The 10,747-nt window shown below is 71.5% G+C and carries 10 protein-coding genes; 5 read left to right on the plus strand and 5 right to left on the minus strand.

Translation table 11 applies throughout. The features are described from left to right. On the plus strand, positions 1–503 hold a 503-nt coding region (locus QH283_RS25645), incomplete at its 5' end, for a winged helix-turn-helix transcriptional regulator (RefSeq protein ID WP_348538316.1). A 19-nt stretch (positions 504–522) separates the two neighbouring features. On the opposite strand, the gene QH283_RS25650 is transcribed toward QH283_RS25645, so the two are convergent. Then, a complete protein-coding gene (locus QH283_RS25650) occupies positions 523–1,569 on the minus strand; it encodes a pirin family protein (RefSeq protein WP_280505503.1) in 1,047 nt (348 codons plus the stop codon). A 128-nt stretch (positions 1,570–1,697) separates the two neighbouring features. Further along, the gene (locus QH283_RS25655; protein WP_280505504.1) at positions 1,698–3,521 is read right to left on the minus strand and encodes an alkyl/aryl-sulfatase; all 1,824 of its coding nucleotides are present in this window, start codon (positions 3,519–3,521) and stop codon (positions 1,698–1,700) included. Positions 3,522–3,690: 169 nt separating this feature from the next. Here QH283_RS25655 and QH283_RS25660 point away from each other — a divergent pair, with 169 nt between their 5' ends. Next, positions 3,691–4,932, plus strand: coding sequence for a DUF3089 domain-containing protein (locus QH283_RS25660; protein WP_280505505.1), 1,242 nt, complete (start codon positions 3,691–3,693; stop codon positions 4,930–4,932). 37 nt (positions 4,933–4,969) lie between these two features. Then, positions 4,970–5,935 carry a linear amide C-N hydrolase gene (locus tag QH283_RS25665; protein WP_280505506.1) on the plus strand — a complete coding sequence of 322 codons (966 nt, stop codon included), beginning with the start codon at positions 4,970–4,972 and terminating at the stop codon, positions 5,933–5,935. A gap of 120 nt (positions 5,936–6,055) precedes the next feature. Here QH283_RS25665 and QH283_RS25670 read toward each other — a convergent pair whose 3' ends face one another. Next, positions 6,056–6,217, minus strand: a complete 162-nt coding sequence (locus tag QH283_RS25670; RefSeq protein ID WP_280505507.1) for a hypothetical protein — start codon at positions 6,215–6,217, stop codon at positions 6,056–6,058. Between the two features lie 287 nt (positions 6,218–6,504). Here QH283_RS25670 and QH283_RS25675 point away from each other — a divergent pair, with 287 nt between their 5' ends. Continuing rightward, positions 6,505–7,719, plus strand: coding sequence for a DUF3089 domain-containing protein (locus QH283_RS25675; protein ID WP_280505508.1), 1,215 nt, complete (start codon positions 6,505–6,507; stop codon positions 7,717–7,719). 234 nt (positions 7,720–7,953) lie between these two features. Continuing rightward, positions 7,954–8,250 carry a hypothetical protein gene (locus tag QH283_RS25680; RefSeq protein ID WP_280505509.1) on the plus strand — a complete coding sequence of 99 codons (297 nt, stop codon included), beginning with the start codon at positions 7,954–7,956 and terminating at the stop codon, positions 8,248–8,250. A 123-nt stretch (positions 8,251–8,373) separates the two neighbouring features. On the opposite strand, the gene QH283_RS25685 is transcribed toward QH283_RS25680, so the two are convergent. Both QH283_RS25685 and QH283_RS25690 read right to left on the minus strand, forming a co-directional pair. Continuing rightward, positions 8,374–9,336 carry a winged helix-turn-helix transcriptional regulator gene (locus QH283_RS25685; protein ID WP_280505510.1) on the minus strand — a complete coding sequence of 321 codons (963 nt, stop codon included), beginning with the start codon at positions 9,334–9,336 and terminating at the stop codon, positions 8,374–8,376. A gap of 38 nt (positions 9,337–9,374) precedes the next feature. Next, positions 9,375–10,595, minus strand: coding sequence for an acetyl-CoA acetyltransferase (locus QH283_RS25690; protein WP_280505512.1), 1,221 nt, complete (start codon positions 10,593–10,595; stop codon positions 9,375–9,377). Between the last annotated feature and the right edge of the window lie 152 nt (positions 10,596–10,747).

A 10,747-nucleotide genomic window follows, 5' to 3' on the forward strand; every position in this document is an offset into this window, starting at 1 on the left:
TCCGGCAGTACCTGCTATGTGGTTCGGGGGCACACATGGCCCGGCCGGGCGCGGCGGGCCCCGCCGACACCGCCCCGGCCGCCGCCGCGGCCGAGGCAGCCGAGCGCGTGCTCGCCCGCGAGGGCGGCGCCCGCACGCTCGGCCTCGACGATCTGCGCACCGGGGAGAATGCCCTGCGCTGCGCACTCGACACCGTGGGCGGCACCTGGTCGATCCTGGTGCTCACCGCGCTGCGCGACGGCCCTGTCCGCTACGCCTCGATCAAGCGCGCGGTGGAGGGCATCAGCGATCGCATGCTCACCCAGGTGCTGCGCCGCTTCACCGCCGAGGGCCTCGCCGAGCGGCGAGTGCTGCGCACGATCCCCTCGCACGTGGAGTACGAGCTGACGCCGCTCGGCGTCGAGGTCGGCGACGCGGTGAGCGAATTCGTCGTCGCCATGATGCGGCTGGCTCCCCGGGTCGCCGCGGCACGCGGTGCAGGCGACCCGGATCGACCGGACTGAGCGCCCGCTCACCGGCTGCTCATCGGCTCGTCACCGTCGGCTCGCCCTCGGGCCTCGCCACGTGGCCGTCCGGGTAGCGGGCGAACCGTCCGGCCGAGGCCGGGTGCACCGGATCGTCGACCGGCCACGGCCAGCCACCGAAGCGGGTGCGCTGGTAATCCTCGAAGGCGCGCACCAGCTCGGCCCTGCTCGCGGCGACGAACGGCCCGTGCTGGACGACCGGCTCACCGATCGGCGCGGCCTGTAGCACCAGCGCCCGCACCCGCCCACGCCGGGCGATCAGCGGCAGCTCCCGGCTCGCGTCGAGCACCGCACCCTGACCGTCGTGCAGCGCGACCCCGCCGACCTCGGCCTCGAAGGGGCCGTCGAACAGATAGATCACCCGGGTGACCGCGCCGTCGGCGACGGGCAGTGCCAGTTCACCGCCCTCCGCCACGTCGAGCACCCAGATGGCCAGCCCGGCGGCCGGATCCGCCGCCCACGAGTCCGGCGGCGTGACCGGCTGCCGCACCGGCCCGAACGCGCCCGCCACCACCGTGACCTCCGCCCGCGCGCCCGACGCTCCGACCTCGACGTGGTGGGGCAGCTCGTCGCGCCAGAGCATGGTGAAGTTCGGCTCGACCTGCTTGGCGGCGGCGGGCAGGTTCAGCCAGATCTGGAACAGCTCGAGCGGGTTGCCCTGGTCGCGGTCGAGCAGCGGGAACATCTCCGCGTGCGAGATGCCGCGCCCCGCGGTGAGCCACTGGACGTCGCCGTTGCCGAAGCGGGCCGCGGCGCCGAGGGAGTCGGAATGGTCGACCAGCCCGCGCAGGGCGATGGTGATCGTCTCGAAGCCGCGGTGCGGGTGCGCGGGGAATCCGGGAACGGTCGTGCCGTGATACATGTTCCAGCCCTGCGGGTTGCCGAAGTCGTTGCCGAGCGGACGGCCGGCCAGGGAGGCGTCGGGACCGAGGCCCGCGTTGCCGCGCGGGTAGTCGTCGGGGTGGTAGGCCGTGAAGAGGAAGGGGTCGAAGCCCTGCCAGGGCGAGCCGAGCTCGAAGGGTTCGACGGGTCGTCGCGTGGTCACCGCAGGTCACTCCATCAATGCGTCGTGGTTTCCCACCGGATTACTCTCCAAAGGAGAGTACATGCTGTTTGCATGTACACCCGTCAACGAGGCACTCGCGCGGGCTATTCCCGGCGGTGGCCCGGCGCTCACGGGGTGACGATCGGGAAGGCGGGATCTGGGTCGTCGAGCAGACCGAGGAACGTCGCGAGCAACGCCGCGTCGCCCTGGACGGCGATACCCGCTGAATCCCCGCAGGCGAGCAGGGCGCTCAGCGCGGGCTTGGCGAAGGTCAGGGTCAGGTCGGCGGCTCCGCGCAGCGGGGCGTCGGTGGTGGCCGCGCGGTGGGTCAGCGCGCCGTGTGCGAGCGTCAGCCGGACGACGCGCTGCTCGTCGGTCAGTTTCCAGTCCATGACCAGACGATGCCGCGCCGCGCGCGGGCCGTCGACGCGCACCGCCAGCGCGTCGATGATCATCTCCACGGTCAGCGCGCCGAGCATCTCCGGGTTCGCCGTCGCAAGCGGGGAATCCGTGAGGCCGTGGCGCAGCTCTCCGGCGCCGACCAGATAGAAGTTGCGCCACACACCGTTCTCGCTGCCGTGCCCGAGCCTGCGGTAGACCTCGGCCAGCGCTTCGCGCGCGCCTTCGTGCCCGGGTTCGGCGAAGACGGCGTGGTTCAGCAGGGTCGCCGCGAAGCGCAGGTCGCCGCGCGCGGCGTACTCGCCGCCCTTGGCCACCCCGGCCGCGACGCCGCCGTAGTCGGCCACGTAGCGGCGAGCGGTCTCGACCGGCGGATGCTCCCACAGGTGGGCGGGATTGCCGTCGAACCAGCCGAGATAACGCTGGTAGATCGCCTTGACGTTGTGGCTGAGCGAGCCGTAGTAGCCGCGGCCCGCCCACAGCGCGTCCAGTTCGGGCGGCAGGGACAACTCTTCGGCGATCTCGATGCCCGTGTGACCCTTGTTCGCCAGCCGCAGCGTCTGGTCGTGCAGGTAGGCGTAGAGGTCGCGTTGCCCGGCCAGCCAGGCCGTCCAGTCGTCACGGCCCCAGGTCGGCCAGTGGTGGGAAGCGAAGGCCACGTCGGCGTGCTCGGCGAACAACGCGATCGCCTCGTCCAGATAGCGGGCCCACACCCTGGCGTCGCGGACCAGCGCGCCGCGCAGGGTGAGGATGTTGTGCATGGTGTGGGTGGCGTTCTCGGCCACGCACAGCGCCCGGTGGTCGGGCAGCAGGAAGTTCATCTCGGCGGGCGCCTCGGTGCCGGGGGTGAGCTGGAAGACCATACGGACGCCGTCGATCTCCTCGCGCTGCCCGGTGCGGGTGATGTCGACGGTGGGCGGGACGAGCGAGACGGTGCCGAGCGAGTTGGTCGTGCCGAGTCCGCAGCCGATCTGCCCGTCGGGAGCCTTGGGCAGCCCCGAGCCGTACATGAACACCGCGCGCCGCGTCATCGCCGTGCCCACGTAGACGTTCTCGCTCACCGCGTGTTCGAGGAAGCTTTCGGGCGCGAGGATCGGCACCTCGGGACGCCCCTCGGGCAGCACGCCGCGCGCACCGCCGAAGTGGTCGACGTGGGAGTGGGTGTAGATCAGGCCCGTCACCGGGCGGTCGCCGCGGTGCGCGCGATAGACGGCCAGGGCGGCGGCCGCGGTCTCGGTGGAGACCAGCGGGTCGACGACCACCACGCCCTCGCGGCCCTCGATCACCGTCATGTTCGACAGGTCGAACCCGCGGACCTGGTAGATACCCGCGGTCACCTCGAACAGCCCCTGCTTCGCGCACAGCCTGCCCTGCCGCCACAGGCTCGGGTGCGCGCTGTCGGGACAGTCGCCGTCGAGGAAGCGGTAGGCGGCGAGGTCCCACACCACCCGCCCGTCGGCGGCGGTGATCGCGGGACCGTCGTACTCCGCGATCAGCCCTCGCGTCGCGTTCTCGAAGTCGGTTCCGTCGTCGAAGTCCGGTCCGGGATTCATGGCACCTCGTCCGTGGGTCGTCCGGTTCGCCCCACCCCCGCGGTCGCCCGCCTCCGGCCATCACGCTAATCACCGGCTATCACAAATGTGATCACCCACACGGGGTGAAGCCACGCGCCGTGCGCAATCCCGGGTTCCGGCGGCCGCAGACCGTACAGTGGGCGCGTTCATGAAGGGAGTCACCGTGCCCACCGTGTCCCCCGGAGGACCTGTCGCGCGCAGACCAGGCGGCGCCATCGCCGCCGCCGTGGTCGCGGTCGCCGCTCTGCTCGCCCAGATCGCCGCCCCGGCGCCGGCATCGGCGAATGCTTCGCAAATCTCCGACGTGATCTGGCTGTGCCATCCCGGGCTGGCGAGCGACCCCTGTCGCGGCGATCTGGCCACCACCGAGCGCACCACGGGCGAACCGGATCGGGTGGTGCGCCCGCGTGGCCCGCTCCGCAACGCGGTGGACTGCTTCTACGTATACCCGACCGTCTCGCAGGAGCAGACCTACTCGGCGAGCATGCGGATCACCGATTCGATGCGGTCCATGGCCGCGCAGCAGGCGCAGCGGTTCTCCCGCATGTGCGATGTCTACGCGCCGGTCTACCGTCAGCGCACGCTGGTGGCGCTGCGGACGCCGGTGCCGCCCGAGCAGGCCGCCGCCGCGGTGGCCGCGGCCTTCGAGGACGTGGCGCAGGCGTGGGAGCAGTACCTCACCCACCACAACAACGGTCGCGGCGTGGTGCTGATCGGGCACTCGCAGGGCACCAGGATGCTGCGGCAGTTGCTGCGGGAGCGGATCGAGCCGGACCGGGCGGCGCTGTCGCGGCTGATCTCGGCGGTGCTGATCGGCGGGGACGTGGTGGTGCCGCGCGGGGCCGACGTGGGCGGCGACTTCCGCTCGGTGCCGCTGTGCCGCGAACGCGGGCAGACCGGTTGCGCGCTGGCCTGGTCCAGCTACGGGCAGCCACCGCCCGCGACCGCCCGCTACGGCGTCACGCCTGCCACCCCGGAGGCCATGCCGGTCCCCTACGGCCCCGGCTACGAGATCGCCTGCGTCAACCCGGCCTCATTGGCCCGCAACGAGGAGGCCACCCTGCACACACTGCTGCGCAGCGACGTGCGCCCCGGCGCGGTCGGCCTCGGCGAACTCGCCCCGGCGCTCGGCCCGACGCCGACGGCGGGCACTCCGTGGCTGCGGCCCGCCCAGCGCTACCGAGCGAAGTGCACCCACATCGGCCCGGCCCACGTGCTCATGGTGCGCCCGGAGGAGGGCGCGCCCGCGCCTGCCCCGTTCCCCGATCCCGACTGGGGCCTGCACACCGCCGATCTGGCACTGACTCTCGGCGACACCGTCGACCTGGTCGGCGCGCAGATCGCCGCCTACCGGACGCGGGAGGGCGCCCTCACCGCATCCGGCCGCTGAACCGAACCGATCGAACCGCTGACGAATCGAGGGACAGATGTGCACACGAGCGTTGTGGACGGCAGGCGGGCACGGCGTGCTGGTCGGCCGGAACATGGACTGGCGCGAGGAGATGGACACCAACCTCTGGGTGCTGCCGCGCGGCGTGGAGCGGGTCGGCCACGACCGTGACGCCTCACCGATGCGCTGGACCGCCCGGCACGGCAGCCTGGTGGCCACGGTGTGGGACAACGCCACCTCCGACGGCATCAACGAGCAGGGGCTCGCCGCGCACCTGCTGTGGCTGGCCGAGGCCGACTTCGGCGAACGCGACTCCGCCAGGGCCGCGGTGGCGGTCTCGCTGTGGGCACAGGTCTTCCTCGACCTGTGCGCGACCGTCGAGGAGTGCGTCGACCTGATGGACCGCGAGCCGTTCCAGGTGCTGCCGCTCATCGAACCGCGCAGCGGACGCCCCGCCACCGTGCACCTGGCGCTGGAGGACGCCACGGGGGATTCGCTGATCATCGAGCACATCGACGGCGAAGCCCGCCTGCACCACGACCGCTCGTTCACGGTCATGACCAATTCCCCGCCCTACGACCAGCAGCTCGAACTGAAGAAGCAGTTCGCGGGCTTCGGCGGGGACAAGCCGCTGCCCGGCACCACCGAGGCGGCCGACCGCTTCGTGCGCGCCTCCTACTACCTGGACCGGCTCCCGCCCGCCGACAGCCTGCCACGCGCGTACGCGGCGCTGCTGAGCGTGATGCGCAATGCCGCCCAGCCCTTCGGTGAGCCCGATCCCGAGCGTCCCAACATCTCCGCGACCATCTGGCGCACGATCTCGGATCTGACCCAGCGGCGCTACATCTACGAGTCCGTGTACACACCCAACATCGTCTGGGCCGACCTGGCCGAGCTGGATTTCACCGCCCACCACAAGCTCGAACCCGCCGCCAGCGGGCTCATCGGCGACGTGAGCCGGGCGTTCGTTCCCGCCGCCCCACCGCCGTTCGTGCTGTCCTGACCGCCGGGTGCGCGGCGGGCCGGTCGCCCGGGCGGTACCGGGACACAGAGAAGCAGGCCGCCGGGAGGCGACCTGCCTGCCGCGCACGTATCCGACGCGCGTGGGTGAGTGTCCGATGCGTCAGATGCAGACGGACACGCTGCCGAGCGGAACGCAGATGATGACCGAGCCCGTGATCGGATCAGCGGACGGGGTGGTCGCGGCCGAGGCCATGGGCGCGGCGAACACGCCGATCGCCAGCGCGGCCGCCGTGGTGGCGAATACCTTGGTGAATCTGGACATTTCGAACCCTTCGATTGCACGCGGATCAACGGAATTCACAGACCGACTTGCCGATCTCAGTGTTCGCCGTGCAACGGGGTCGGCGCCAGACAACGAAAGGTAAAATTCGCCGTGCCCACGTCACAGTGAGGTCACGATCCGCCTGCCCACGCGCCCCGGCGGCGTCGCCGGGAAGCCGCGTCGATCTCTGTCGGGCCGGTGAATTCTTCCCGCACAGTGGCATACACCACCTCGCACGAGCCCGCCCGCCGTCATAAGGTGGGCGGGTTCGTGCGAAGGGAGTTTCCGTGCCCGCCGAGTTCTTCGGTTCCCGCCTGGCAAACCGCCCCCGCTACGGGCTCGCCACGGCCCTCATCCTGTTCGTCGCCCTGCTCGTGCCGCAGGCGGCCAGCGCCCCGGCCGATCCCGAACCGCAGGAGACCGTCTGGTTGTGCCGCCCCGATCTGCCCGCCGACCCGTGTCGCGGCGACCTGACCACGACCGTGCGAACACCCGGCGAACCCGACGTGGTGGTGCCAGCACCCGCGGCCGAGCGCCACGAGGTGGACTGCTTCTACGTCTATCCGACCGTCTCCACCGAACTCTCGTACTCGGCGAGCCTCGACATCACCCCGCCGATCCGGGCGATCGCCGAACAGCAGGCCCAGCGCTTCTCCGAGGTCTGCGATGTGTACGCCCCGGTGTACCGGCAGCGCACCCTGCTGGCGCTGCGGTCGCCCGGCACGCCGGGACAGGCGAAGGCCGCGGCCGCCATGGCATTCCGCGATGTGGCGCGGGCCTGGGAGCAATATCTCAACGAGTTCAACCACGGCCGGGGCGTGGTGCTCATCGGGCACTCCCAGGGCACCTGGATGCTGCGCCAACTGCTGCGCGAACGCATCGAACCCGACCCGGCCGCCAACACGCGACTGGTCTCGGCGGTGCTGGTGGGCGGCAACGTGGTGGTGCCGCGCGGCGCCGACGCCGGCGGCGACTTCCACACCGTGCCGCTGTGCCGCCGCACCGGCCAGACCCACTGCGTGATCGCCTGGTCCGCCTTCGGGCAGGCCCCGCCACCGGACGCCCGCTACGGCGTCACCCCCACCACCGCGGAGGCCGACCCGCAACCGTTCGGCCCCGGCTACGAGATCGCCTGCGTGAATCCGGCCTTCCCACAGGGCGATGCCGAGGTCCCGCTGCACACGCTGACCCGCTCCGCCCTGTTCCCCGGGATCTTCGGCCTGGGCGACGCAGGCCGCGGCGGCCTGCCCCCGGCCGCGGACACCCCGTGGCTGCGCCCGGCCGAGCGCTATCTCGGCCGCTGCGCCCGTATCGGCGACGCGCATGTGCTGCTGGTCCGGCCGGAGCCGGACGCCCCCGCGCTCAGCGCCTTCCCCGACCCCGGCTGGGGTCTGCACGCCGCCGACATCACCCTGCCGCTGGGTGACGTGGTGGCGATGGTCGGAACCCAGATCGAGACCTACCGGCAGCGATCGGCGCAGCAGACGGTCTGGGGTCGCTGACGGCCACGCCCGAACACCCGGCCCTCGGCGTCGAAACTCTCTGGGGCGACGGCCTCCACACGTCCGTCAAGTGGGCGAGACACGAAATTTCGCCGCGAGCCGTTCCGAATCGGAATTCCCGGGTATCCGCCTTCGCTGTGGGGCCCGGCAGCCCTTCCCGGCGTGGTGGAGCGGACGCGGTGACGTCACATCGCCGCCGGGGCTGACCTTTTCGGTGATCGGACGGAGGATGGGATGCTCGCTCTCGGATGGTTGGACCCGTCGTCACCGACGGCCGAATGGGATTCGGCCCAGGTGCGCAGGCTGGCCCGCCAGCTCGGCTACACACTGCGCTGGGCGGATTCCGGCTCGATGAACGGCCTGGTCGACCAGGCGATGAGCTCGGGCGCCGACGTGGTCCTGCTCCCGTCCACCGGCCACCTCGACGAGGCCACGCTCCAGCGGATCATAGCTTTCGTCGACATCGAGTGCGCCGCGCCGCGGACCTCGATCAACCGCTGGTCCGCCATGGACGCCACCACCCGCCGCTGACCCCACGGGCATTCGGCCACGAGGATTCGGCATGAGGATTCGGCCATGAGGATTCGGCCATGAGGATTCGGCTATGAGGATTCGGCGAGGGTGGGTCAGCCGCGATGGATCAGCCACGGTGGGTCAGCCGCGCACAGCCGGGCCGGCGGCGTGTTCCGCGGGTTCGATGGCGACCTGCCCCGCGCGCAACTCCTGCCCGCAGTGCCCGCACGCCTGCCGGGGGTGGAAGTCGTTGCCGCACACCGTGTGGGTGAAAACGATCGCCGGGCCATCGGGGGCGTGGAACCAGCGCTGGCCCCAGTCGATCATCAGGGCGATGACGGGGAAGAAGGCCGCGCCCTTGGCGGTGAGGCCGTAGGTGACCCAGTCGGGGCGGACCGGGTGGGGGCTGGTCTCCACCACGCCGAGATCCTCGAAGCGGCGCAACCGGTCGGCGACCATGGCGGGCGGGGCGCTGGTGCGCTCGCAGAATTCGCCGAAACGAGTGGCGCCGAGGAACAGCGCGCCGAGCATGGCGGCCGACCAGCGGTTGCCGAGCAGTTCCATGGTGTGCGGCAGCACCTGCGAGGGACGCGCGGCGGAGCGGCGGCGGCCGATGGAGGCGGGCACGCTGCGCGACCAGTCGCCGCTCGGCCCCAGCGCGGCGGCGACCTCGCGACCAGCGCTCGGGCGGCCGCAGGCGGCGCAGATCAGTCGCGGGGCGAATCGTTGCCCGCAGACGCGATGGCGCATGATCGGCAGGGCAATCTCCGATTCCGGCGCCCACTCCTGTTCCCACGCCCACATGGCCAGCAGGATCGGCCACACGCCGCGCCCGCGCGGGGTGAGCACGTATTCGTGGCGCACCGGCCGCCGCGAGTACTCGACCCGTTCGAACAGGCCGAGTTCGGTGAGCTGGGCCAGCCGGGCGGTGAGCACGGAATTGGAGATGGCGCCGTGGGCGAACCAGTCCCCGTAGCGGCGGGCGCCTTCGACCGCGAACCGCAGGATCCACAGGTTCCACTCGTCACCGAGTGCGCCGAGGGTCACCGCGATCGCGTTGTCACCGCCCGCCCGCAGCAGGGTGGGCGCGCCGTCTGCTGCCATGTCCGGCACTCTATCGACGCGTCGCGACCCGGCCCGCCTCAGCCGACGACGAAGCTGACGGTGGTGGTGGTACTGCCGCCGATGTTGAGCATGGCGGCCCGGCGCGCGTCCGCCACCTGGTAGCCGCCCGCGCCGCCGGTCACCTGACGATGGCAGTCCAGCAGCATGCGCACCCCGGTGGCGCCGACCGGATGACCGCCGCCGAGCAGGCCGCCGCTGGGGTTCATCGGCAGCCTGCCGCCGATCTCCAGCTCGCCCGCCTCGATGGCCCGCCAGCTCTGCCCCGGTTCGGTGAGGCCGAAGTGGTCGATGGCCATGTACTCGCTGGCGGTGAAGCAGTCGTGGGTCTCGATCAGATCCACATCGTCGACGCCGCTCAGCCCGGCCCGCCCGAAGGCGTCGGAGATGGCGGCGGCGACGTGCGGGAACAGCAGCGGCTGGTCGGCGCTGCGCAGCAGCTTGTCCTCCAGCGTCAGCCCGACCGTGCGGTGGCCCCAGCCGAGGATGCGCGACAGCGGCCGCGAGCGGACCTCGGGATGCGCGGCGAGATAGCGTTCGCTGACCAGCACCACGCCTGCCCCGCCGTCGGTCAGCGGGCCACAGTCGGCCTTGTGCAGGAAGCCCTCGACCACCGGGTTGGCCGTGGGGTCGTCACTGAACGATTCCGGCCCGAGTTGCCACACCCTGGTCTGGGCGTTCGGGTTGTTGCGGGCGTTGCGGGTGTTGAGTTCGGCGATACGCCACAGGTGCGCGGGGTCGACGCCGTAGCGCTTGTCGTATTCCTGGGCGACGCGGCTGAACATGTACGGCCACATGAACTTCGCGTCCTGGCCCTCGCGGCCGATCCACGCCGCGCCCGCCATGTTCCGCGCGCCCTGGTCGCCGGGCACGTTCTTCTCCAGCTCCACGCCCAGCACCAGCGCGACGTCGTAGCGGCCGGACTCGAGGTCGGCCATGGCGGCCAGGATCGCCAGCGAGCCGGAGGCGCACGCGCCCTCGTGCCGGGTGGCGGGCACCTCCCACAGCTCGGGCACGACCGAGGCGGGCATGGCGCCGAGATGCCCCTGCCCGGTGTAGACCTGCCCGAAGGCGTTGCCCAGGTGGATCACCTCGATCTCGGCCGCGGCGAAGCCCGCCGCCTCGAGCGTGCCGGTGACGACCTCGGCGGTGAGGTCGCTCAGGTCGAGCCCCTCCTTGGTCAGGTTCCGCGCGAAGTCCGACTGGTACCCGCCGGCGATCCACACCGTTTCCGAGGTCATCTTCTCGGGCGACTTCACGGGCGACTTCACGGGCGATTTCTCGGGCGAGGTCGTGGGCGATTTCTTGGCCAAAACTGCACCGCTATCCTGCTGGTAGAGCCTCGGTACGCTCTACTTCAACTAACAGAGTGTAGACGTCCGAGGCTCTCCTG

The organism is Nocardia farcinica (assembly GCF_029867845.1).
Classification (GTDB): Bacteria; Actinomycetota; Actinomycetes; order Mycobacteriales; family Mycobacteriaceae; genus Nocardia; species Nocardia farcinica_A.